This window comes from Corynebacterium jamesii (assembly GCF_046097395.1).
Taxonomy (GTDB): domain Bacteria; phylum Actinomycetota; class Actinomycetes; order Mycobacteriales; family Mycobacteriaceae; genus Corynebacterium.
The window spans coordinates 744196-765219 of sequence record NZ_CP175789.1; the positions used below are offsets into that span (position 1 = coordinate 744196).

At 61.2% G+C, this 21024-nt stretch carries 24 protein-coding genes and 1 tRNA gene; 16 read left to right on the forward strand and 9 right to left on the reverse strand.

Annotation, left to right across the window (positions count from 1 at the left end; all coding sequences use genetic code 11):
* The first annotated feature begins 43 nt into the window (after positions 1 to 43).
* A complete protein-coding gene (locus ACKFRT_RS03420) occupies positions 44 to 1459 on the forward strand; it encodes an NAD(P)/FAD-dependent oxidoreductase (RefSeq protein ID WP_296214522.1) in 1416 nt (471 codons plus the stop codon).
* Here ACKFRT_RS03420 and ACKFRT_RS03425 read toward each other — a convergent pair.
* Positions 1456 to 1935 (reverse strand): PaaI family thioesterase, encoded by a 480-nt coding sequence (locus tag ACKFRT_RS03425; protein ID WP_408925750.1) that lies wholly within the window; start codon positions 1933 to 1935, stop codon positions 1456 to 1458. The two genes, ACKFRT_RS03420 and ACKFRT_RS03425, sit on opposite strands and share 4 nt — an antisense overlap.
* A 44-nt stretch (positions 1936 to 1979) precedes the next feature.
* Here ACKFRT_RS03425 and gndA point away from each other — a divergent pair, with 44 nt between their 5' ends.
* From gndA to ACKFRT_RS03455, 6 genes are read left to right on the forward strand one after another with little or no spacing between them, the layout of a single operon-like run.
* Entirely contained in the window at positions 1980 to 3425 is a 1446-nt protein-coding gene (gndA, locus tag ACKFRT_RS03430) for an NADP-dependent phosphogluconate dehydrogenase (protein WP_408925751.1), read from the forward strand.
* Positions 3426 to 4574: a DEAD/DEAH box helicase gene (locus ACKFRT_RS03435; RefSeq protein WP_408925752.1), complete on the forward strand. Its 1149-nt coding sequence runs from the start codon at positions 3426 to 3428 to the stop codon at positions 4572 to 4574.
* A gap of 16 nt (positions 4575 to 4590) precedes the next feature.
* On the forward strand, positions 4591 to 5961 hold the full coding sequence (locus ACKFRT_RS03440) for a hemolysin family protein (protein WP_408925753.1): 1371 nt from the start codon (positions 4591 to 4593) through the stop codon (positions 5959 to 5961).
* Positions 5961 to 7007 (forward strand): hemolysin family protein, encoded by a 1047-nt coding sequence (locus tag ACKFRT_RS03445; protein WP_408925754.1) that lies wholly within the window; start codon positions 5961 to 5963, stop codon positions 7005 to 7007. The genes ACKFRT_RS03440 and ACKFRT_RS03445 overlap by 1 nt, the downstream gene beginning before the upstream one ends.
* The gene (locus ACKFRT_RS03450; protein ID WP_408925755.1) at positions 7000 to 7839 is read left to right on the forward strand and encodes a 3-methyladenine DNA glycosylase; all 840 of its coding nucleotides are present in this window, start codon (positions 7000 to 7002) and stop codon (positions 7837 to 7839) included. The genes ACKFRT_RS03445 and ACKFRT_RS03450 overlap by 8 nt, the downstream gene beginning before the upstream one ends.
* Positions 7840 to 7862: 23 nt before the next feature.
* Entirely contained in the window at positions 7863 to 8366 is a 504-nt protein-coding gene (locus ACKFRT_RS03455) for a hypothetical protein (protein ID WP_408925756.1), read from the forward strand.
* Here the strand turns inward: ACKFRT_RS03455 and ACKFRT_RS03460 are convergent.
* From ACKFRT_RS03460 to secA2, 5 genes are all read right to left on the reverse strand, one after another.
* A complete protein-coding gene (locus ACKFRT_RS03460; protein ID WP_005294601.1) occupies positions 8363 to 8875 on the reverse strand; it encodes a MerR family transcriptional regulator in 513 nt (170 codons plus the stop codon). The genes ACKFRT_RS03455 and ACKFRT_RS03460 overlap by 4 nt on opposite strands.
* Positions 8876 to 8999: 124 nt before the next feature.
* Positions 9000 to 9587 carry a hypothetical protein gene (locus ACKFRT_RS03465; protein ID WP_408925757.1) on the reverse strand — a complete coding sequence of 196 codons (588 nt, stop codon included), beginning with the start codon at positions 9585 to 9587 and terminating at the stop codon, positions 9000 to 9002.
* Complete coding sequence (locus ACKFRT_RS03470) at positions 9580 to 10317, reverse strand: MerR family transcriptional regulator (protein ID WP_296214504.1); 738 nt, start codon at positions 10315 to 10317, stop codon at positions 9580 to 9582. The genes ACKFRT_RS03465 and ACKFRT_RS03470 overlap by 8 nt, the downstream gene beginning before the upstream one ends.
* Positions 10318 to 10323: 6 nt before the next feature.
* Positions 10324 to 10758, reverse strand: coding sequence for an oxoglutarate dehydrogenase inhibitor Odhl (odhI, locus tag ACKFRT_RS03475; protein WP_005294594.1), 435 nt, complete (start codon positions 10756 to 10758; stop codon positions 10324 to 10326).
* A 71-nt stretch (positions 10759 to 10829) separates the two neighbouring features.
* Positions 10830 to 13145 carry an accessory Sec system translocase SecA2 gene (secA2, locus tag ACKFRT_RS03480; protein WP_408925758.1) on the reverse strand — a complete coding sequence of 772 codons (2316 nt, stop codon included), beginning with the start codon at positions 13143 to 13145 and terminating at the stop codon, positions 10830 to 10832.
* Positions 13146 to 13217: 72 nt separating this feature from the next.
* On the opposite strand from secA2, the gene ACKFRT_RS03485 reads away from it, so the two are divergent.
* The 5 genes from ACKFRT_RS03485 to ACKFRT_RS03505 all read left to right on the forward strand — a co-directional run bounded on the left by ACKFRT_RS03485 (position 13218) and on the right by ACKFRT_RS03505 (position 15496).
* Positions 13218 to 13967: an alpha/beta hydrolase family protein gene (locus ACKFRT_RS03485; protein WP_408925759.1), complete on the forward strand. Its 750-nt coding sequence runs from the start codon at positions 13218 to 13220 to the stop codon at positions 13965 to 13967.
* A 5-nt stretch (positions 13968 to 13972) separates the two neighbouring features.
* Positions 13973 to 14476: a ribonuclease E activity regulator RraA gene (gene rraA / locus ACKFRT_RS03490; protein WP_408925760.1), complete on the forward strand. Its 504-nt coding sequence runs from the start codon at positions 13973 to 13975 to the stop codon at positions 14474 to 14476.
* 69 nt (positions 14477 to 14545) lie between these two features.
* A tRNA-Pro gene (locus ACKFRT_RS03495) sits at positions 14546 to 14622 on the forward strand.
* Positions 14623 to 14642: 20 nt separating this feature from the next.
* A complete protein-coding gene (locus ACKFRT_RS03500) occupies positions 14643 to 14822 on the forward strand; it encodes a hypothetical protein (protein WP_408925761.1) in 180 nt (59 codons plus the stop codon).
* A gap of 86 nt (positions 14823 to 14908) precedes the next feature.
* The gene (locus ACKFRT_RS03505) at positions 14909 to 15496 is read left to right on the forward strand and encodes a hypothetical protein (RefSeq protein ID WP_408925762.1); all 588 of its coding nucleotides are present in this window, start codon (positions 14909 to 14911) and stop codon (positions 15494 to 15496) included.
* 1 nt (position 15497) lies between these two features.
* Here ACKFRT_RS03505 and ACKFRT_RS03510 read toward each other — a convergent pair whose 3' ends face one another.
* The 3 genes from ACKFRT_RS03510 to ACKFRT_RS03520 all read right to left on the reverse strand — a co-directional run bounded on the left by ACKFRT_RS03510 (position 15498) and on the right by ACKFRT_RS03520 (position 17349).
* Positions 15498 to 15758 (reverse strand): Txe/YoeB family addiction module toxin, encoded by a 261-nt coding sequence (locus ACKFRT_RS03510; RefSeq protein ID WP_408925763.1) that lies wholly within the window; start codon positions 15756 to 15758, stop codon positions 15498 to 15500.
* Positions 15758 to 16012 (reverse strand): type II toxin-antitoxin system Phd/YefM family antitoxin, encoded by a 255-nt coding sequence (locus ACKFRT_RS03515; protein ID WP_408925764.1) that lies wholly within the window; start codon positions 16010 to 16012, stop codon positions 15758 to 15760. Before ACKFRT_RS03515 ends, ACKFRT_RS03510 begins: the two co-directional genes overlap by 1 nt.
* Before the next feature lie 92 nt (positions 16013 to 16104).
* Positions 16105 to 17349, reverse strand: a complete 1245-nt coding sequence (locus ACKFRT_RS03520) for a glycosyltransferase 87 family protein (protein WP_408925765.1) — start codon at positions 17347 to 17349, stop codon at positions 16105 to 16107.
* A gap of 227 nt (positions 17350 to 17576) precedes the next feature.
* Between ACKFRT_RS03520 and ACKFRT_RS03525 the strand changes: the two genes are divergently transcribed.
* From ACKFRT_RS03525 to ACKFRT_RS03540, 4 genes are read left to right on the forward strand one after another with little or no spacing between them, the layout of a single operon-like run.
* Entirely contained in the window at positions 17577 to 18494 is a 918-nt protein-coding gene (locus tag ACKFRT_RS03525; protein ID WP_408925766.1) for an ABC transporter ATP-binding protein, read from the forward strand.
* Positions 18495 to 18496: 2 nt separating this feature from the next.
* Entirely contained in the window at positions 18497 to 19258 is a 762-nt protein-coding gene (locus ACKFRT_RS03530) for an ABC transporter permease (protein WP_408925767.1), read from the forward strand.
* The gene (locus ACKFRT_RS03535) at positions 19258 to 20382 is read left to right on the forward strand and encodes a histidine kinase (protein ID WP_408925768.1); all 1125 of its coding nucleotides are present in this window, start codon (positions 19258 to 19260) and stop codon (positions 20380 to 20382) included. The genes ACKFRT_RS03530 and ACKFRT_RS03535 overlap by 1 nt, the downstream gene beginning before the upstream one ends.
* Entirely contained in the window at positions 20379 to 20981 is a 603-nt protein-coding gene (locus tag ACKFRT_RS03540) for a response regulator transcription factor (protein ID WP_408925769.1), read from the forward strand. The genes ACKFRT_RS03535 and ACKFRT_RS03540 overlap by 4 nt, the downstream gene beginning before the upstream one ends.
* Positions 20982 to 21024 lie beyond the last annotated feature (43 nt).

A 21024-nucleotide genomic window follows, 5' to 3' on the forward strand; every position in this document is an offset into this window, starting at 1 on the left:
AGATAGTGCCGGATTACAACCATCATTGAGGAGAAGCAACTAGATGACCAGCACATCAAACCGCCACCACGTCGTTATCATCGGCGCGGGCTTCGGCGGACTGTTTGCGGCGAAGAAGTTCAAGAACGAGAACGTCAAGGTCACGATCGTCGACCGGACGAACCACCACCTATTCCAGCCGCTGCTGTACCAGGTTGCGACCGGTATCCTCTCCGAGGGCGAGATCGCCCCGTCCATCCGCCAGATCCTGGCCGACCAGGACAACGTCCGCGTGGTCAAGGGCGAGGTTCGCAACGTGGACATCAACGAGCAAACTGTCACCGCCGACCTGGGCGGCACCGACGCTGTCCTGAAGTACGACTCCCTGATCCTGGCGGCCGGCGCTGGCCAGTCCTACTTCGGCAACGAGCAGTTCGCAGAGTTCGCGCCGGGCATGAAGTCCGTCGACGACGCGCTGGAGATCCGCGCGCGCGTGACGGGCGCCTTCGAGCGCGCCGAAATCACCACCGACCCGGAGGCCCGTAAGCGCCTGCTAACCTTCGTGGTCGTCGGCGCCGGCCCCACCGGTGTGGAGCTGGCCGGACAGCTGGCCGAGATGTCCCACCGCACCCTGCGCGACGAGTTCCGCGAGATCGATACTGAGGACACGCGCATCCTGCTGATCGACGGTGGCTCGCAGGTGCTGGCGCCGTTCGGCAAGCGCCTCGGCCGCAAGGCCGCCCGCCGCCTGGAGGACCTGGGTGTGGAAATCATCCTCAACTCCCTGGTCACCGACGTTTCCAAGGAGGGCGTGCGCTACAAGGACATGAAGACCGAGGAAGAGTTCTTCGTGCCCTCCTACGCCAAGATCTGGTCCGCTGGTGTGGCCGCTTCCCCGCTGGGCAAGCACGTGGCCGAGCAGGCGGGCATCGAGGTCGACCGCGCTGGCCGGGTGCCGGTCAACGACGACCTGACCCTGGGCGACCACCACAACATCTTCATCGTGGGCGACATGATGAGCAAAGACCGCCTGCCGGGCGTGGCCCAGGTGGCTATGCAGGGTGGCCAGTACGCAGCAACCACTATTCTGGACGAGGTCAACAACGGTACTTCCCACGAGGGGCGCGTGCCGTTTAGCTACTTCGACAAGGGCTCCATGGCCATCGTCTCCCGCTTCAACGCTGTGGTGAAGATGAACAAGGCTGAGGTTTCCGGCTTCTTCGGCTGGGTCATGTGGCTGTTGCTGCACCTGCTGTACATGGTCGGCTTCCGCAACCGTGCGGTCGCGGCCTTCAGCTGGGGCCTGAACTCCGTATCCCGCCGCCGCTGGCAGCTGGTTGCCACCCGCCAGCAGCTGCACGCTCGCAACGCGCTGCGTAAGTTGCGTGACCTGGAAGACAAGGAAGGCATCCGCTCCATCGAGGTACGCGACAACCTGCGCTTCGGTGAGGGGCGCGACACCCGCGCGGTATCCGACTAAGCCTTCGGCATATCCGGCACAACCTGCGTCTTGAGGAACGTCAAGGCGCAGCGTTTGCCGGTTTTTTCGTTTGTGTGCTCGATGCGGAACAGGTGCGTGGTGCGCCCGACGTGCTCTGCTTCGGCGGTGGTGACGATAACGTCGCCCTTTACCGACGGGCGCAGGAAGTGCGTCTGATTGGACGTGCCCACGACCGCCGGACCGGCGCCCGCGGCGATGAAGCTAGCCATGGAGCCGGCGGTCTCTCCCAGGCTGGCGTATACGCCACCGTTCGTCACTCCCCAGGGCTGCAGGTGGTCGGCAGTAATCTCGAGGGCCAGCTCCAACTTGTTCGGCCCCACGGCGCGGTATTGCACGCCCAGGGTGCGGTCAAGCGTCGGATGCTTCTGGAGCAGCTCGTTGAGGGTAGAAATCTCCTCGCCGGTGAGTTCCCGCTCGGTGGCTACGCGACTTAGTTCAATGAAAATATTGGACATGCGCCTAAGCCTAACCAACACCTCGCCCTGTAAGATGTAAAACCATGACTACTGCTGAAGGAACCGCCCAAATCGGCGTTGTTGGCCTGGCCGTCATGGGCTCCAACATCGCCCGGAACTTTGCCAACAACGGCCACACCGTGGCTGTCTACAACCGCACCACCGCGAAGACCGAGAAGTTCATGGAGGACTTCGGCAAGACCGGCAACTTCGTCCCCTCCGAAACGATCGCCGATTTCGTTAAGTCGCTGGAGCGGCCGCGTCGCGCGCTGATTATGGTGCAGGCGGGTGCTGGTACGGACGCCGTTATTTCCCAGCTGGCCGAGGAAATGGACGAAGGCGACATCATCATCGATGGTGGAAATGCCCTGTACACCGACACCATTCGCCGCGAAGCTGAGATGTCCGAGCGCGGGCTGAACTTTGTCGGCGCCGGCATCTCCGGTGGCGAAGAGGGCGCCCTGAACGGACCGGCTATCATGCCCGGCGGGCCGGCGGAATCCTGGGAGGCTCTGGGCCCACTGCTGGAGTCCGTGGCCGCGAAGGTCGACGGCACGCCGTGCGTGACGCACATCGGCCCCGATGGTGCGGGCCACTTTGTGAAGATGGTTCACAACGGCATCGAGTACGCCGACATGCAGGTGATTGGCGAGGCGTATCAGCTGCTGCGCTACGGCGCAGGCATGGAGCCGGCGGAGATCGCCGAGGTCTTCAAGAATTGGAACGAGGGCGACCTGGATTCCTATCTGATCGAGATCACCGCCGAGGTGCTCTCCCAGGTGGATGAGAAGACCGGCAAGCCGCTGATCGACGTGATTGTCGATTCGGCAGGTCAGAAGGGTACCGGCCGCTGGACTGTGAAGGCGGCGCTGGATCTGGGCATCCCGACGACCGGCATCGGCGAGGCAGTGTTTGCCCGCGCGCTGTCCGGCGCCCGCGAGCAGCGCGACGCCACCATTGGCAATCTGCCTAGCGGCGAGCTCGCCACCCTGGACGTGCCGAAGGAAGCGTTCATCGAGGACGTCCGTCGCGCCCTGTACGCCTCCAAGCTGGTGGCCTACGCGCAGGGCTTTGACGAGATCAAGGCTGGCTCCGAAGAACACAACTGGGATGTCGATCCCCGCGACCTGGCCACCATCTGGCGCGGCGGCTGCATCATCCGTGCGAAGTTCCTGAACCGCATCCGCGAGGCCTACGATGCCAACCCGGCGCTGCCCTCTCTGCTGCTGGACCCGTACTTCAAGGGCGAGCTGGGCGGCCTGATCGACTCCTGGCGCCGCGTGGTCATCCTGGCTACCCAGCTGGGCCAGCCAGTGCCGGTGTTCGCCTCTTCCCTGTCCTACTACGACTCCTTGCGTGCGGAGCGCCTGCCCGCCGCCCTGATCCAGGGCCAGCGCGATTACTTCGGCGCACACACCTACCGCCGCACCGACCGCGAGGGCTCATTCCACACCCTGTGGTCCGGGGACCGTAGCGAGGTCGAAGCGTAATTGTCCCGATCAGAGTTCGGAAAGCTCGGACTAGATGACTGCATTACCAAGGAGCTTTCCGCCGAGGGAATAACCACACCCTTCCCCATTCAGGCTGCCGCCATCCCGGCGGCTGTCGACGGGCGTGACGTGCTGGGGCGTGGACCTACAGGTTCCGGCAAGACATTCACGTTCGGGCTGCCGATGATTCAGCTGCTGAGGCGGGGGGCGTCCAAACCAAAAAAGCCACGTGGCGTGGTGCTAGTGCCGACCAGAGAGCTAGCGACGCAGGTCCGTTCGCGGCTGGATCCGATCGCCAACGCAGCCGGGCAGCGGCTATTGGAAGTCGTCGGCGGCGTGAAAATTCAGCGCAACATCACCTCGCTGGCCAGGCCCGTAGACATCCTCGTGGCTACCCCGGGGCGTGCCCTCGATCTGCTGGGGCAGGGCGTGCTGGACTTTAGCGATGTAAAGGTCGTAGCCATCGACGAAGCGGACCAGATGGCGGACATGGGATTTTTACCCCAGGTGACCAAGCTGCTGGATCGCATGCCAGAACGAACCCAACACCTGCTGTTTTCCGCCACGCTGGATGGCGACGTGCAGGTGCTGGTGGATAAGTACATGCGCGACCCGGTGACGCATTCGACGGGTGAGGCCACGGCGAGCGTGGACACGATGAACCACCTTCTGGGCGTGGTGGAAAGCCGCGAGGAACGCAACGAGCTGGTCGTGGCAATTGGAAAACTGCGTCAGCGAACTGTAATGTTCATGCGCACTAAGTACGCGGTAGATCGGCAGGTTAAGAAGCTCGTGCGCGCGGGAGTGCCCGCCGTGGGAATCCACGGGAACAAGGGGCAGAATTCCCGCCAGTCGGCGCTGGATGGCTTCACGGAGGGTAAGAACTCCGTGCTGGTGGCCACCGACATCGCCGCCCGCGGCATCGACGTGAAGGACGTGGAGCTGGTCGTGCACATCGATCCGCCCGCGGAACACAAGGCTTACGTCCACCGGGCCGGGCGCACGGCGCGCGCCGGAGCCAGTGGCACCGTGGTTACGCTGACCTTCGCCGATGCGCAGCGTGACACAGAGAAAATGATGGCCAAGGCCGGTGTGCACCCGACCGTCCTGCCGGGAGCCAAGCTGATCGCCGCACTAAGAAAGAGTTAGGAGTCGAAGAACACCCGTGGAAATTCTGCTTTCCATCGTCGGGCTAGTGCTTTTTGTGCTGTTGACCGGCGCTACTGGCCTGTTCGTGGCCGTGGAGTTCGCGATGACGGGGCTAGAGCGCTCTACCATCGACGAGCATGCCCGCACCAAGGGCGACGGCACCGCGAAGCTGATTCAGAGGGCTCACGGGCAGCTGTCATTTTTGCTGTCCGGAGCCCAGCTGGGCATTACGATCACCACCCTGGCCACGGGTTACCTGGCCGAGCCGATTCTGGCAAAGTTCTTCGATCCGCTGCTGGAAATGGCGGGGCTGAGCGAAGCCGCGGCAATGCCGATTGCCATGGTGCTCTCGCTGATTGTGGCGACGGTGTTGTCGATGGTGTTCGGCGAGCTGGTTCCAAAGAACCTCGCCATCACCAACCCAATCGGTGCCGCGCGCTCTACTATCCGCCCCGTGTGGGTTTTCAACGTCGCGCTGAAGTGGTTTATCAACGGAATGAATGCGCTGGCGAATGCAATCGTACGGAAGATGGGGATTGAACCGGCGGACGAGTTGGCGTCTGCACGATCGGCCGAAGAGCTATCGGCGCTGGTGCGGCACTCGACGGGTAACGGTGGGTTCTCCGAGCACAAAGCGCGAATTTTGGATCTGTCGCTGAAGTTTAGCGACGCCACCGCGGAAGACGTGATGACACCTCGATCGACCGTCGAATCTCTGACCGTCGACGAGACCGCGCAGGATCTGATCGAGCTGGCATTGGAGACGGGCCACTCGCGCTTCCCCGTAACGCGCGGGGATCTGGACGAGACCGCGGGCGTGGTACACGTGAAGGACGCGCTGACCATCCCCCACGACGCACGGCCCGCTACGACCCTGGATCAGCTGATGAAGTCCGTGCCTTCCGTACCGGATTCCTTGAGCGGCGACGACGTGCTAAACCAGGTGCGTGCCGCCGGCTCGCAGCTGGTAATGGTCGTTGACGAGTACGGCGGCACCGCCGGCATCGTGACGATTGAGGACGTGGTCGAGGAAATTCTCGGCGAGGTGTGGGATGAGCACGACGACGTCGAGGAGGACAAGGAAGTCCGCAAGACCGGAGCCAGCTGGGAGGTCTCCGGACTGGTTCGCACCGACGAGCTGCCAGACGCCGTGGGCTACACCGCGCCGGAGGGCGACTACGATACGCTCGGCGGTCTGATCATGGCCACACTGGGGCGCATCCCCGTCGAAGGTGACGAGGTTCTGCTCCCCGTGGGCGATCACGAAATGATGGAAGGTTTCGAAACTGGCATGACCGGCCGTTGGGGGGCCACCATCAAGGAAATGGACAACCGGCGCGTGGATAAGGTCCTACTGCGACCGCTGACTAAGGAGGAGGCGAAGTAATGAGTGGTGATATCTGGGCCATTGTTCTCACCGTCTTCCTGCTGGCACTGAACGGCTTCTTCGTGGCGGTTGAGTTCTCGCTGATCTCCTCGCGCAAGGACCGCCTGGAATCGATGATGGCCACCGGCAACAAGCGCGCGAAGCGCGTGCAGTATGCCACCGAGCATTTGTCGATCATGCTGGCGGGCGCGCAGTTCGGCATCACTATTGCCTCGCTGCTGCTGGGTAAGGTCGGCGAACCTGCGATCGCACACCTGATCGAGGCGCCCTTCGAGGCGCTGGGGTTGCCGCCGGAGCTGCTGCACCCGGTTGGCTTTGCTATCGCCCTGCTGCTGGTGACGATGCTGCACATCATCCTCGGTGAAATGGTGCCGAAGAATATCGCTCTGGCCGGGCCAGAAACGGTGGCGACGTTCGTGGTGCCGCTGCACCTGCTGTTCGTGAAGGTGACGAACCCCATCATGCAGCTGCTGAACTGGATCGCGCGCAAGACGTTGAAGCTGGTAGGTGTGGAGCAGAAGGACGAGCTGGATTCCACGGTCTCCCCTTCCGAGCTGGCAAGTATGATCCAGGACTCTCGTTCCGAGGGGCTGATTGCCCCAGAGGAGGCCAACCGCCTGAACAAGGCTCTGGGCTCTTCCCGCCGCACGCTGGACGAGGTGCTGATCCCCGCTGCCAAGGTGCACAGCATCCCCCAGGATGGCTCGCGCATGAAGGTAGCCGCCGTGGAGAAGGCGGTGCAGGAGACGGGCTACTCCCGCTTCCCCGTTACTGATGCGACCGGCAAGTGGATTGGCTACGTGCACGTCAAGGACGTGCTGGACAATCTGGTGGAGCCGAACGGCCAGCTGGATACCACGGATATCCGCCCGCTGCTGGAGGTCAAGGCTGGTTCTAACTTTGATGTGGCGATGCGCAACATGCGCCGCACCTCCAGCCACATTGCGGCCGTGGTGGATGCTAGCGGGCAGATCATCGGCATGATCACGCTGGAAGACATCATCGAGGAGCTCGTCGGCACCGTGCGCGACTGGACCCATGACTGAGGTCCTGCACGACTGGCGGGAGAGGCAGGCCGCCCATCGGGCGCGTGTCCGGCGACTGACCGAGGGGCACCGCCGGCGCCGCGCGGAGTGTGAAAGGCACCCGGTGTGGGACTTCATGTTCACCTACTACCCCACTACGCCTGGGAAGCTCAGCCACTGGCATCCGGGCGTCAATAAGGCCGTGGTGTGGGATGGCGGAGACGACCTGCCGCACTACAAAGACCACTACGTGCGCCGCGGCAACGTGTGGACCCTCGACGTGGAGCGACACATGGCAGCGCGCGGAAAGACGGTACGCTACATCGCCCGGCTGTTGGAGGCGACGCACCGCCACCCGCCCGTGCTCGGCTGTTTCGGGCTGCACGAGTGGGCGATGGTCTACAAGGATTCTCCACGCCATCCCGAACCACTTCGGCTGGGAGCGGCGGGCACCGACGAGGTCGTCGAGGCTTCGCAGTTAAAGTGCACGCACTTTGACGCTTTTCGCTTTTTTACGGACGCCGCCGCGCCCCGCAACGCCCACACCCCCACGCGCGACTCGCAGCCCCAGCTGGAGCAGCCGGGCTGCCTCCACGCCACGATGGATCTATATAAGTGGGCCACGAAGCTGGGGCCGCTGGTTCCCGGCGAGCTGTGGTTGAACTGCTTCGAGTTAGCCTGCGACGTGCGGCAGTTAGACATGGAGGCTTCGCCCTATGACCTGCGCGACTGGGGGTTCGAGCCGGTGCGTATCGAGACCGCTGCGGGACGCGCGGAATACGTGGCGCGACAAAAAGGGCTAATGGAGCGCGGGCAGGGGCTACGCAAGCAACTGCTGGCCTACACTGGATAGAAAACTACTGGGAGGATTCCATCGTGGCACGGCACGCAAGTGGCAAGCAGAACTATCGGGTCGCAGGCTGGATCTGGGGCGCGTTGGTAGCTCTGATCGTGGTTGTGGTGCTGGTTGTCGGTTGGGTGGTGTTGGCGCGCAGCAACCAGGATCAGCTGGCGGAACCGGAGTGCCCGCAGGGGGACTTTGTACTGCAGGTGTGGGCCGCTGACGAGGCGGAGTTGCAGGACGCGGTGCGCAAATTCAACGCCGCCAATGAGGTGGAACTGGACCACTGCCTGAAGGCAGAAGCGGTGCGGAAGCCGGACGCGGAAGCCATCAACGGCTATAAGGCGTGGGGCGAGGGCGGCCAACCAGGGGCTGTGCTGTGGAAGCCAGCGGATCGGCAGAAGGCCGACGAGGCGCTGGCGGTTTCCAAGGTGGAGATTGCGGAAGAGAAAAATGGAGTGCTGGCCCCGCAGCTGCGGAACCGTCCCCTGCCGGAGCTGGATCAGCGGGCGCGGGGAGCTTTCATGCGTGGGCTCTAGGCCATGCGGCGACGGCGGCGCTCAGCCAGCTCGTCGATGGCGGCATCCTGAACAACCTTCTCGGAGGGGAAGGCGGTGATGGTTCCGGTGAGTTCCTTCATCAGTCCCGGGACAGCGATGCCGAATACGCCCTGGCCGCCGTTCAAGAGGTCGATGACCTCTTCGGAGGAGCGGCACTCGTAGACGGTGTGGCCGTCGGAGACGAGGGTGATGCCGGCGAGGTCGTCCACGCCCAGGTTCTCCAGCTTCTCCACAGCCTTGCGGATGTTCTGCAGGGAGATGCCGGTATCTAGCAGCCCCTTCACGATCTTCAGCACCAGAATGTCGCGGAAGGAGTACAGACGCTGCGAGCCGGAACCAGCGGCGTTACGGATGCTGGGCTGAACCAACTTGGTGCGCGCCCAATAATCCAGCTGGCGGTAGGTAATGCCAGCGACCTGGCAGGCGATCGGCACGCGGTAGCCGACCTCGTCGTCGGGGCCATGGACGTCGAAAAGGGCATCCTGCATGAAAGACTCCTGGTGTAATTTCAATTCTCTTCTAAAGATTAGACCGGTTTGCGGCACAGTCAACCGCTAGCCGAACATTACTTTAACACGAGTCACAAAAATCACATGTGTAACAACAGGCGTGTCATTCCTTCAACCAGTCGTCGAGGTCACTCGACAGTCCCAGGCCTTCCCACATCTGCTGAAAATCGGAGTCTGCGTTGTCGCTGGCGGTGAAGCCCATGTCCTCCTGGCTCCAATCCAACAAGAAGTCCACCTGGTCGCCGTCTTCGTCGACTTGTTTGAGCTTGGCTTCCAGCTCCTCGGCCCAGGTGGGGTTCACGCGGATCAAGGCATCTTCCACGCCAGGGGCGACGCGCACGTCGAACAACACGCCCGCGTGCCACAGGGGTTCCAGGATGGAAGGGCGGATGTCGATGAAACGCTCCGACTCCCCTTCCTCCAGCACCAGTCCGGCGGTCATCTGCCCCCGGGAGTTGGTGGTGATGCGGGCGAACCAAGGATCGCGAGCCTCGTCGTTCTTCAGGATGTTCGCCAGCACTTCGCCGTCTGTGGGCCGCCCACCCAGATCCAGCGTTGGCTCTACCCAGATCGGCAGGATGTGGGTGCGCTGGGGCGTCATAAAAATAAGACAATCGGGCACGGGGTCGCCGGAGCCCAGGGAACTGCCGACCGCGCGACCGAGGAAAACGACTTCGGTGCCCTTAGCCAAGGTTGCCCTTCACTAGCGCCGTGTTGAGGGAAATGATCAGCGCAGACATCTCGCGGGCAGTCTCGGCTGAACGCTGCTGCGCGTTCTCGTCACGGCCGTGAGCCAGCGGGTCGGCAATGCGGGAGACCATATCGAACTGGCGGTTCGCGATGGTCAGCAAAGCCTTTAGGTGGCGGTTATCCAGACCGTGGTCGGTGAGATTCTGCGCGATCTGCACGATCTCTACGTCGTCGACCGAGTAGAAGCCAGCCGGATCCGCGGCGATCAGACCCATACGAATCAGGGCTCCGGTGAAGGAATCCTGCACATTGGCGCGCGCTGTTACATCCGCGCGGGTCAGACGACGAGACTGGGTGGCCCGCATCTGCTCCGGTGAAATCGCACCGGGGGCGGACTTACGGGCGGCGGTCACAGGAGTGACCTTGCCGGAGTCCATCGCCTCGAGACGTTCGCGAATAACCTTCAGCGGCAGGTAGTTATCCCGCTGGAGGGTCAGAATGTATCGCAGCCTGGAAATATCCTCCGGCGAAAAGCGCCGGTAGCCGCTCTGGGAACGGCGTGGGCTCACCAACCCCTCGGATTCCAGGAAGCGGATCTTCGAGACGGTTACGTCTGGGAAGTCCGGCTTCAACTGCTTCAGCACATCGCCGATGGACGAGGTGGGAAGAACCTTACCGGCTGGCGAGGAGGAAGGTACAGGAGCGCTGACGTGGCTTCTCTGTGCGCTCACTTTTCCTTAGGCTTCCTTCGAACCGTTCAGGAACACCAGGCGGAACTTGCCGATCTGGATTTCGTCGCCGTTGGACAGAACGGAAGAGTTCTTCGGCTCGCGGTTAACGTAGGTACCGTTCAGGGATCCCACGTCGACAACCTCGTACTGGTCGCCATTGCGGCGGAACTCAGCGTGGCGACGGGAAACGGTGACGTCATCGAGGAAGATGTCGCTATCGGGGTGGCGGCCAGCCGCGGTGGTCTCCTGATCCAGCAGGAAGCGGGAGCCAGCGTTCGGGCCACGCTTCACAACCAGCAGCGCGGAGCCCTCGGGAAGACCCTCCACACCGGCGGGAGAGGCATCGTGCTGGGAGCCAGACTCCATCTCCTTCAGAAGATCTGCGCGGAAGACCGACGTGGTCTCAACAGAAGCCTCCGGCACTCCGGTGTTATCGCTCATAGCTTTCAAGTCCTCTCATTCGAACTAATCGGTTCGGAACTAACAATACGTCTAACAATACCCTAAAGCAGCTAGCGGAACATCTGAACGATAGACCCCATTACAGACCCCCCGGAGGAGGAAAGCGGGTTGTCGTTCACCATGTAAGTCCAGGTCGCGCTGGGCTTGTGCAGCCCCATTTCGCCTAGCTGGGCGCCTTCAGAGGTGATCTCTACCTCGTCAAACGTCTCTCGAGCCTTGTTGACGGCACGTTCAGCCAACTCACCGAATGCGGCGATGGACATACGGTGGAACTCGTCGATCGGCGATTCGCGGGCAATAGCGCGCAGGTGGATGGACTCGCGCACGTCATCTAGGTAAGCCAGGTGCTCGGACCACTCGTGATCCAGGTGGAACAGCATAATTTCGCGGGCTGCCTGCTCCAGCACATCCTCGCTAATGCCCTGCTTCTTAAGCTCCGCGGCGCGCTCAACGTTGTGGTAGCTCAGGTCGTCCCAGGCCGCGGCGGTATCCAGCAGAGTATCGCGGCGGTCGTTGACGATGTCGCGCTGATCCTTGATCAGCTTGTTGTACTTCCACGTGGTGGCGTGGATGTCCAACATCTGCCCCTCGGTCACGCGCTGGCAGTGGTCCACGAACTGCTGGACCTTCTTCTGCGGTAGCAGGCCGTCGTCCTCGGGCTGAGCCTGCAGCTCCTCCCCTGCGCCACCGACAGCTACAACGTCATCCTCCAGGGAGACGAAGAAAACCGAACTGCCCGGGTCACCCTGGCGCCCCGCGCGGCCTCGCAGCTGGTTATCCAGGCGCTGGGAGCGGAAACGCCCCACGCCTACGACATGCAGGCCACCGATTTCTACGACCTCTTCGCGCTCGGCCTCGTCTGTACCGCCCAGCTTGATGTCTGTACCGCGACCAGCCATCTGGGTAGAAACGGTCACGCGGCCTGGGCGACCGGCCTCGGCGACCACTGCCGCCTCGGCCTCGTGGTTCTTCGCGTTCAGCACGGAGCACTCCACACCCGCAGACCGCAATGCTTCTGCCAGTTCCTCGGATTCCGCAACGTCCTGGGTGCCTACCAGCTGCGGCTGGCCGGTCTTCTGTACCTCCACGATGTGCTTCACCACAGCATCGTTTCGCTCGGCAGCGGAGACGTACACTCGGTCGGCCTCGTCGAAGCGCACATTCGGCACATTCGGCTCGATGACGGATACCTGCAGGTTGTAGAACTGGCGCAGCTGATCGCCGGCGGCCAGTGCGGTGCCGGTCATGCCGCAGACTTCGGGGTACATGCCTACCAGTGCCTGAATGGTCACCTGGTCGAGGATGCGCCCGCCGTCGGTCACGGCCAGCCCCTCCTTGGCCTCCACTGCCGCCTGCAGGCCGTCGGGCCAACGCTGCAGCTCGGCCACGCGGCCGCGGGAGCCGTCAATAAGAGCAACCTTTCCGTCACGCACGATGTAGTGTACGTCGCGGATCAGCAGGTGCTCGGCGTGCAGAGCAACATTGACCTGCACTAGCAACTCGCCTTCGTCTTCGTAGAGCGATTCCACATCCAGCTGCTTCTCCACAAACTCTGCGCCCTCGTCGGTGAGGAAGACGTTGCGGTGATCCTCGGAGACATGGAAGTGCTTGTCTTCCTCCATGCGCTTGACCAGGTCGGTAATGCGGCCGGCGGGGGCTGGGCCCGGCTCGGAGCCCGCGAGCACCAGCGGAACCAGGGCCTCGTCGACCATCACCGAGTCGGCCTCGTCTATGACGGCCACGTCCGCCGGGGTGCGCACCTGGTCCGCGCGGCGGGTAATCAGCTGATCGCGCAGGACATCAAAGCCGAGCTCGTTGATGGCACCAAAGATAACGTCCCGGGAATAGATGTCGCGGCGCTCATCGGCAGTAAGATCCTCGTTGATCGCACCGTGGGACAGACCGAAGAAATCAAACATCGGGCCCATCCAGTCGTTATCGCGCCCAGCCAGGTAGCTGTTCACCGTGATGACATGCACACGCTTGCCCTGCAGCGCAAAACCCACGGCGGCCATCGCGCCGGCGAGGGTCTTGCCCTCACCGGTGGCCATCTCCACCACGTCGCCGTGCAGCAGGCGGTAGGTGCCCTGCATCTGCACGTCGAAAGGCTCCATGTTCAGGGTGCGGCTTGCCGCTTCGCGCAGGATTGCCAGCAGCGCGGAAGCGTCGTCTACCTGCCCACCGAAGTGGTGCCCATCCTCGCTAGTGGATTGTTCGGTCACCACGTCCGAGGCGGCGTCCCGAAGCTCCGCATCGCTTAGCCCCGAGTAACGCGACGAGTCGGCTTGCGCGACCACGGCTCGGCTTTTCTTCTGATTCTTCTTCGGGGAAGATCCCATTGCCTTCCAGAACCAGTCAAATGCCATGTGTGTGCCCTTCGAATATGAGATGTAAAAATGTACTGACCACGTTAACCGACTAATGGCAAGAGGCGATCCATGACCCGCACGATTCGCTCCGTTCACGTGACAATTCCCACTGAAAATGGCTGGCAGTTGGCAGGAACGGTGGACATGCCACGAGATGTGACGATGGAGGAGGCACCGCGCCGGGCGGTCGTCGCGCATTGCTTTACGTGTACGCGCGGGGCAATTGGGGTGACGCGCATTTCCAAGGCGCTGGCGCGGGCAGGGTATGCGAGCTTGCGTTTCGATTTCGCTGGCCTGGGCGATTCGGGTGGCAAGTTCGAGGAGACCACGCTGGGGACGAACGTGTCCGATGTGCAGGCGGCGGCGAAATGGTTCGGCGGGGCGGAGCTGTTGGTGGGACATTCGCTGGGAGGTACGGCGGTGCAACGGGCTGCGGCAGACGTTGCCTCGGTGGAAAGCATCGTGACCGTAGGCACTCCTTTTGAACTGCAGGAAACCGCAAAGCGCGCGCCGGAGATTATGCAGATGTTTGAGCGCCAGCGGGAGCTTTCTTTGGGGCAGGCGCTGCTGGATGAGCTCGCCGCGGCCGATTCGGCCGATACTGTGGCCGCCGTTTCTTCTAGTGACGCCACGTCTCTGGTGCTGCACTCCCCCGATGACCTGGTAGTTCCAGTGGCGGAGGCGCATGCGATGCGGGTGGCTTTGCCGACAGCCGATTGGGTGGCGTTAGAGGGAATGGATCATCTGCTCTTGCAACGAGGATCCGGACAGCGAGTGGGCGAATTCATCGCGGCGTGGGAGGGCTTGCGCCTAAAGTAGGTGGCATGGCTGAAGAGAAACTGACCTTTATTCCGACCGCCGACCTGGTGGACATCATTGGTAGCGACGTGCGCAGCTGCGATACGCAGTTCCGCGACCTGGGCGGCGTGGTGGAGTTCTGCGGCAAGATCACCACGGTGAAGTGCTTCCAGGACAATGCGCTGCTGAAGAAGGTGCTACAGGAGGAGAACCCGGGTGGCGTGCTGGTGATCGACGGCGATGCATCGATGCACACCGCGCTGGTGGGCGACATTATTGCTGGTCTGGGCAAAGATCACGGCTGGGCCGGAGTGGTGGTTAACGGTCCGATCCGCGATTCCAAGGTGATCGGCCAGATGGAATTCGGCTGCAAGGCGCTGGGCACCAACCCGCGCAAGTCCACGAAGACCGGTGAGGGCGAGCGCGACGTGACGGTGAGCTTCGGCGGCGTGGACTTTGTCCCCGGCGAATACATTTACTGCGATTCGGACGGCATTATTGTGAGCGACAAGGCCGTGCAGCCGGTATAAGCAGGGGATTTCATAACGGCGATGGGAGTGGGGTAACCTATCGCCGTTGCCCTTTTTAGAGGGCGACGGCGGACTGTGGCGCAGCTTGGTAGCGCACTACACTGGGGGTGTAGGGGTCGCAGGTTCAAATCCTGTCAGTCCGACCAAGTTTCATTTTTCTGGGGACATGACCTCACCATCACCACAGAAAAAGAACGATTACACCGGAGTAGCCATCGGCGCTGCAATTGGCCTTGTCCTCGGCATCGCTATCGCGCTTATCTTTGATTTCCTAATCCCAATTGGCGTTATTTTTGGCCTCTCCCTTGGCGCAGGTATTGGGTTGGCGCTGAGCTATAAGGAATAGGCTCACGATGGACTATTGCTCAAGGCCTAAGAGCCCCCGTCAACCATTAGTTGACGTTAGCGTCAACCCATGGTTGACTAGCGGTCATGGATCCATTAACAAATATCCGACACACACTGCAAGCAGTCAGCCTCGCCGAACACGAGTTAGAGGATGCCGTCGCGCAAGCAAGACATGCGGGACATTCATGGGCGGACATTGGACAAGCGCTCAACGTTTCCCGCCAGGCAGCCTTCAAACGATTCGGCGCGGTGCGAAACCCCTTCACAGGAGAAACCATGGCCCCAGTATCAACCAAAGATCTCCCAGAGATTTCCGACAAGCTCATTCGCCACATTTCCAAGGGCGAAGAAGCAGAAACCATTGAAATGCTCGATCCGCACATCCGTGAGGACCTCCCCTGGTCCGTCATCGTGGACGTATGGACATCAATCCTGACCGACTTTGGCGAACTCCAGGAGATCACCGACCAGACGATCGTGCCCATCAAGGGAGACCGCAACGCGGCACCGGTGTCAGAAGCACTCTCCGCAAAAAGCACAGGCACATCGGTCGTCGTCTCGACGCTCAACCATGAAGCCGGCGAACTAATGTCGCGGGTCGCTGTCAGCCGAGAGGGCACGGTCGTCGGCGTTCTTTTCTTGACGCCCGACGCCACGGACTACCCGTTCTAAGTCAGCCCCCGTAGTGGTATCGACAAGCCGCGATGCGAATCTCTCCGTCCACTACCTTGTACACCAGGCGGTGCTCATCGGTGATCCGCCTGGACCAATAGCCAGAGAGGCCGTGCTTGAGGGCTTCAGGCTTGCCGATGCCCTCGTTTCCATTGTGGGCAATGTCTTTAATGAGCCGGTTAATTCTCTTCAGGGTGCGGCGATCCGTTGCCTGCCACCACAAATAGTCCTCCCAGGCAGACTCGTCCCAAACGAGAATCATTAGTCCTCAATGAGGTCATGGTGAGCACCGCGCTCCTGCTCCAAATTCTCGATGGAACCGAGGAGGCGGCGAGCGTTTTCGGGAGAGCGCAGAAGGTAAGCAGTTTCTCGCAGCGATTCGTACTCGGAGAGCGAAACGATCACGACATCCTCGTGTCCAGCCCGGGTGATGATAGCTTCCTCGCGATTGTCGACAACATCGCTGAGCACTTTCGCGTAGTTCGCGCGGGACTCAGTATAGCTAAACGTCTTCATAGCGCACCTCCTGTACAGGAAACTGTACGTCACATGTGAGGTGTCGTCAACGTCAGAAGTTCGGCAGACCAAACACTCTGCCGAACGCACCTCTACAGAGAATCAGCAGCGTCGCGCTCGGTTCCAGTAGTGCGACGGTCCGTGAAATACCGGACCGTGTAATACGCAGCGGCCAGCACGATGAAGGCCACGCCCATAAAGGTGAAACTACCCTTGAAAATCGGGTTGTCGTGAGCCATTCCCTGGCCGAAGAAGCCGAACCGGCGAGAAGTGGCATTGCTGACGAAAGGCAGGAACACTATCGTCAAAACGGCCACTACGGCAAAGCTCAGCAGCTGCTCAACAACCCATCCCAACGCTCCCTTCACCTTGTCTGAGACGGCCTGTACGAGCTGGAACCCGGCGTCCAGAAAGACAACAAAGAGCGGCACCAAGAACACCCAGTGGTGATACCAGCTAAACGGCGAGATAACGCACGCAGTGACACCACCGAGGGCCATGATCATCGAATAATTGCTGCGGCGGTAGCAGCCCAGTGCCGCGATGCTGAATAGGGCGAGGATCGCCACGGCGCAGGCCAGCCACACCGCGGAGCTGTCGCAGCCCAGGCGATACAGCACCGCACCGAGGGACTGTGCCCCAGGGTTGTCCTTTACCCCGATGCGGTTGGTTTCGAAAATTTTGGTTTTCCAAAAATCGCCAGCATCCGGGATGAAAAGGTAGCCGATTACAACGGTCGCGAGGATCGACAGGGTCATGTAAATCATGGCTCGCCAACGCTTCCCCAGTAGCAGGGGTAGGTAGAAAAATGCCGGAGTGAGCTTGATCCCGGCCGCAAGACCGCTGAAAATGCCGGCGCCTCTATTGCCCGAGCGTTTGCGTAGGAAGTCCAGGGCCACCAGGCCCATGATGAAAATATTGATCTGACCCCAGAAGAACGTGCCGAAGATCGGGGCCAGATTCAACGAGGCGACGAGCGCCGTCAAAGAAACAAGGATCATCCCCGGTGACCAGGCGTAGCCACGCTCGCGGAAAACGCCGATGATCACAGCCAATAGCACAACCGCAGTGAGTGCCAGCCAAATACTGGCCGCAACATGGAAGGAGGCCAGCGGCAGAATCTTGAAAATCACACCGGCGAAAGGCGGATAGGTAAACGGCAGGCCGCCGACGAAGGGGTGGGAATAAAGATCGTCACCCTGGTTCAACGCCAGTGCGGCGTTGTAGTAGACCTTGAAGTCTGTGGGCCATTTGAAAAGATTGGTGAACCAAGAGGCACGGACTTCCGGCAAGGTTAGCCGGTAGACCGCATACGCGGCGAGAAGGGCGAAAGCCACGAACGCACCAAAAACGCCCGGCAACCTCTTGGAGGCGCCGTGCGCGCTGGCGGAAGCTGTAACACTCATCTCGTTTACTCTAAAACGCACATTTCGGATTCCCTGTTACCACGACCTAGCAACAGAAAAATTCAAGAAACTTTTTGCAGTCCCATGACAAACGTCATGGGCCAAATCATGATGAAAAAGATGTACACACTTTTCGCTGGCGAACTAGCGTAAAAATCATGAACACAAGACAGCTAACACACGCCATTGAAGTGGCCGGAATTAGCAAAACCTTCACTCCGCGTTTCAGTAAGCCAGTGCACGCGCTGAAGAACGTTAGCCTCACCATCCGCCCGGGAGAGATCGTCGCATTGCTGGGCACCAACGGCGCGGGAAAGACCACACTTGTGGACCTGATCCTAGGGCTGACCACCCCGACCGCCGGAACAGTTAAGGTCATGGGACACTCCCCCAAGCAAGCGATATACAACCAAAACATCAGCGCGTTAATGCAGACCGGCGGCCTGCTCAACGAACTGACCGTGAAGGACACGGTGGAGATGATCGCCGCTGCCTTCCCGGAGCACCTGCCGATTGAAGAAGTAATCCAGCAAGCGAATCTGGAACCGATCTACAAGCGCCGCGTAGGCAAATGCTCCGGCGGCGAGCAACAACGCATCCGCTTCGCCCTGGCCATCCTCGGCAATCCGGACATCCTCATCCTCGACGAACCAACCGCGGGGATGGATGCCGGCGCGCGCCACCGCTTCTGGGACTCCATGAAGAACCAGGCCCAACAAGGGCGCACGATCATCTTCGCCACCCACTACCTGGAGGAAGCCGATAACTTCGCCCAGCGCATTGTGCTTATGAACAAGGGGAAGATCATTGCGGACGGCACCACCGACGAGCTACGAAACATGAGCTCCTACCGCGTGGTTAGCGCCGAATTCCCCAGTGGATTCCCGGATCTGTCGGGACTACCGGGCGTCACAAGTAGCGAAACAAACGGCCGTCGCCTGCGAATATCGACAGAAGACTCTGACGCGCTTGCCCGGTACCTGTTGACGGAAACGGACGCCCACAACCTCGACATCACCAGCCACAGCTTGGAGGACACGTTCCTCGCGCTGACGAACGAGACCCCGGAGGCCTAACCATGAGCACCACACTGAAATTCGCCGCCCACGAGCTGCTGCGCCTACGCCGGGACATGACCACCCTTTTCTTTAGCATCGGCCTACCGATTTTCTTCTACCTGATCTTCGGCGCACTGCAGGACTACGGCGATCAGGAAATGAACGGCGGTAACGTCTCCGCCTTCGTCATGTTGGGTATGGCCTTTTACGCGGGCGTGGTAGGCGCAGTTGGCGCGGCGGGATCTGCCGTAACCGATAGCCGCAGCGGATGGGGTAGGCAGCTGGCGCTGACACCCCTGCGTCCCTGGCAGCTCGCCTTCGCCACTACCTTAAGCATCACCGTGCGCGCAGTGCTGCCGATAGCGGCAGTGTTTATTGTCGGCGGGCTGACGAAATCACACATGCAAGCTGACCAGTGGATACTGAGCTTTATCGCATGTGCACTGTGTGCCATTCCCTTCGGATTCTACGGCCTGGCATGGACATTGCTGATCCCCAAAGAAAATACAGTGGCCATCGCCACAGCCTCCATCGTGATTCTCGCCTTCGCGGGCAACGTATTCATGCCACTGAGCGGAACGCTGCTGCAGGTGGGGCGTTTCACCCCCATGTACGGCGCGGTAACGCTGGTGCGCTGGCCGCTGGCAGAAGGCGCGCAATTGCTCGATCAAGGGCTGCTGTTCGACCCGATGTGGTACGCCTGGGTTAGCATCGCAGTATGGACGGCGATCTTCGTAGGCTTTTGCCTGCTCATGAGCAAGCGAGACAAGGGACGAAGCTAATGCGCCCCGGCGGCTTCCAGCTGAATTCCGCCATCTTTGCTTCCATATGGCTGGTATTCCTGGTGCCCGTCGTAATTCAGGTCTACACGGGGGAAGGATTCAGCATTACGGCCAAGGCCTGGATGACTATATGCATGCTTGCCTTCGGTGCGTTTTACTTCTACGCCTTCGGCTCGCTGGGATATTTTCCACGCGACTGGGGAACACTAACGCGGGCACTGCTGCGCTGGGGCATACTGCTAGCCATTGCGTTGGCTAGCGTGTCGGCACTTCAATCTGGCGCGGTGGCCTTTGCTCCCTATCTGGCCGCGATGTTGGGATTCACGTTGACGCTGCGGAAGGCACTGCCGATCGTAGTTGCAACAGGTGTACTCGGGATTGTCGCGGTGTGGGCCTGGTCGCCGGGCGACCTTACCTGGGCTGCATTCACCCTTTTCGTCATGCCGCTGATGCTCGTAGCACTTGGGATTTTCAGCCAATACGATGCATCCCGCCACAAGCTGCGGCACGAACTGGACCTGGCACAGCAACGGGAGAACATTGCCACGGATGTGCACGATCTGCTGGGCCACTCGCTGACGGTGATCAACCTGAAGTCCGAGGTCGCTCGGCGGACAATGGATAGCAACCCCGAGCAGGCAAAGCAGGAGCTCAAGGAAATCAGTGACCTCTCCCGCCTAGCCTTGGCGGAGGTGCGTTCGACGGTCACCCGAATGCGTACACCCACCTTCGCCGGTGAGCTGCAGGCGGCGCGCCGGGCTTTGGAAACTAAGGGCGTCACCGCGCATCTACCCGAACTCCTGAAGGCACCGGGCGCGCACGACACAGTGTTTTCCTGGGGGCTGCGCGAGCTGACGACGAACGTCGTGCGACACTCCGGGGCGAGCGCGTGCTGGGTGAGCGTCACAGCCGACAAGCTGCAGGTCACCGACGACGGCTGCGGATTTAACGGCGAAGCCACGCAGGGAACTGGCGGTTTGACCGGCCTGCGCGAGAGGGTCGAGGAAGCCGGTGGGAAGCTGATTGTGCGCCGCGAACGGGGCCTGAGTACCGTGCTGATCGCCATGGAAGACGACGACGAGCTGATCGACGATAGCGCAGCGGCAGAGGAGGCCGCTCGATGACGATTCGTGTACTACTTGCCGAGGATCAATCGTTGGTGCGCGGGGCGCTCATCGCGCTGCTTAACTCGGAGCCGGACATCGAGGTGGTCGCCGAATGCGCGACTGGGACCGAGGCCGTGGCTCTCGCGCAGGAGCAGCCCATCGACGTGGCTCTGCTGGACATCGAAATGCCCGGAATGAACGGCATCGATGCCGCAAAGGAGCTTGCCGGTAATCGGTGCCGCTGCCTGATCGTGACGACATTCGGCAAGGCCGGGTACGTGAAACGTGCCATGGAGGTGGGCGTGGACGGGTTTATCGTTAAGGACACGCCTCCCGAGGATCTGGCCAATGCGATCCGGCGTGTCCATGCCGGCCTGCGCGTTGTCGACCCGACGCTCGCCCGGGAAAGCTTATTGACGCCCGATAATCCCCTTAGCGAGAGGGAAACCGAGGTGTGCCAGCAGCTTTTCGAGGGCAAGAGCTCCCCTTCTATCGCCAAGGCGCTGCACCTTTCGCCGGGCACGGTACGAAATCACATTTCCAGCATCATGTCGAAGACGGGTGCCGGGAATCGCTACGAGGCGGCGCACCTGGCGAAAACGAATGGGTGGATCTAGCTCGCGCTGCAGACTAGCTGAATCCTTGTTAAATTCATGTGCG

Excerpts from the sequence above, each read along its gene's own strand:
- ACKFRT_RS03540 (WP_408925769.1), top strand. The coding sequence starts at position 20,379 with ATGACGATTCGTGTACTACTTGCCGAGGATCAATCGTTGGTGCGCGGG.
- ACKFRT_RS03505 (WP_408925762.1), top strand. The coding sequence starts at position 14,909 with ATGGATCCATTAACAAATATCCGACACACACTGCAAGCAGTCAGCCTC.
- ACKFRT_RS03500 (WP_408925761.1), top strand. The coding sequence starts at position 14,643 with ATGACCTCACCATCACCACAGAAAAAGAACGATTACACCGGAGTAGCC.
- ACKFRT_RS03420 (WP_296214522.1), top strand. The coding sequence starts at position 44 with ATGACCAGCACATCAAACCGCCACCACGTCGTTATCATCGGCGCGGGC.
- ACKFRT_RS03530 (WP_408925767.1), top strand. The coding sequence starts at position 18,497 with ATGAGCACCACACTGAAATTCGCCGCCCACGAGCTGCTGCGCCTACGC.
- ACKFRT_RS03510 (WP_408925763.1), bottom strand. The coding sequence starts at position 15,758 with ATGATTCTCGTTTGGGACGAGTCTGCCTGGGAGGACTATTTGTGGTGG.
- ACKFRT_RS03425 (WP_408925750.1), bottom strand. The coding sequence starts at position 1,935 with ATGTCCAATATTTTCATTGAACTAAGTCGCGTAGCCACCGAGCGGGAA.
- ACKFRT_RS03535 (WP_408925768.1), top strand. The coding sequence starts at position 19,258 with ATGCGCCCCGGCGGCTTCCAGCTGAATTCCGCCATCTTTGCTTCCATA.
- ACKFRT_RS03525 (WP_408925766.1), top strand. The coding sequence starts at position 17,577 with ATGAACACAAGACAGCTAACACACGCCATTGAAGTGGCCGGAATTAGC.
- secA2 (WP_408925758.1), bottom strand. The coding sequence starts at position 13,145 with ATGGCATTTGACTGGTTCTGGAAGGCAATGGGATCTTCCCCGAAGAAG.
- ACKFRT_RS03450 (WP_408925755.1), top strand. The coding sequence starts at position 7,000 with ATGACTGAGGTCCTGCACGACTGGCGGGAGAGGCAGGCCGCCCATCGG.
- ACKFRT_RS03515 (WP_408925764.1), bottom strand. The coding sequence starts at position 16,012 with ATGAAGACGTTTAGCTATACTGAGTCCCGCGCGAACTACGCGAAAGTG.
- ACKFRT_RS03460 (WP_005294601.1), bottom strand. The coding sequence starts at position 8,875 with ATGCAGGATGCCCTTTTCGACGTCCATGGCCCCGACGACGAGGTCGGC.
- gndA (WP_408925751.1), top strand. The coding sequence starts at position 1,980 with ATGACTACTGCTGAAGGAACCGCCCAAATCGGCGTTGTTGGCCTGGCC.
- odhI (WP_005294594.1), bottom strand. The coding sequence starts at position 10,758 with ATGAGCGATAACACCGGAGTGCCGGAGGCTTCTGTTGAGACCACGTCG.
- rraA (WP_408925760.1), top strand. The coding sequence starts at position 13,973 with ATGGCTGAAGAGAAACTGACCTTTATTCCGACCGCCGACCTGGTGGAC.
- ACKFRT_RS03485 (WP_408925759.1), top strand. The coding sequence starts at position 13,218 with ATGACCCGCACGATTCGCTCCGTTCACGTGACAATTCCCACTGAAAAT.
- ACKFRT_RS03445 (WP_408925754.1), top strand. The coding sequence starts at position 5,961 with ATGAGTGGTGATATCTGGGCCATTGTTCTCACCGTCTTCCTGCTGGCA.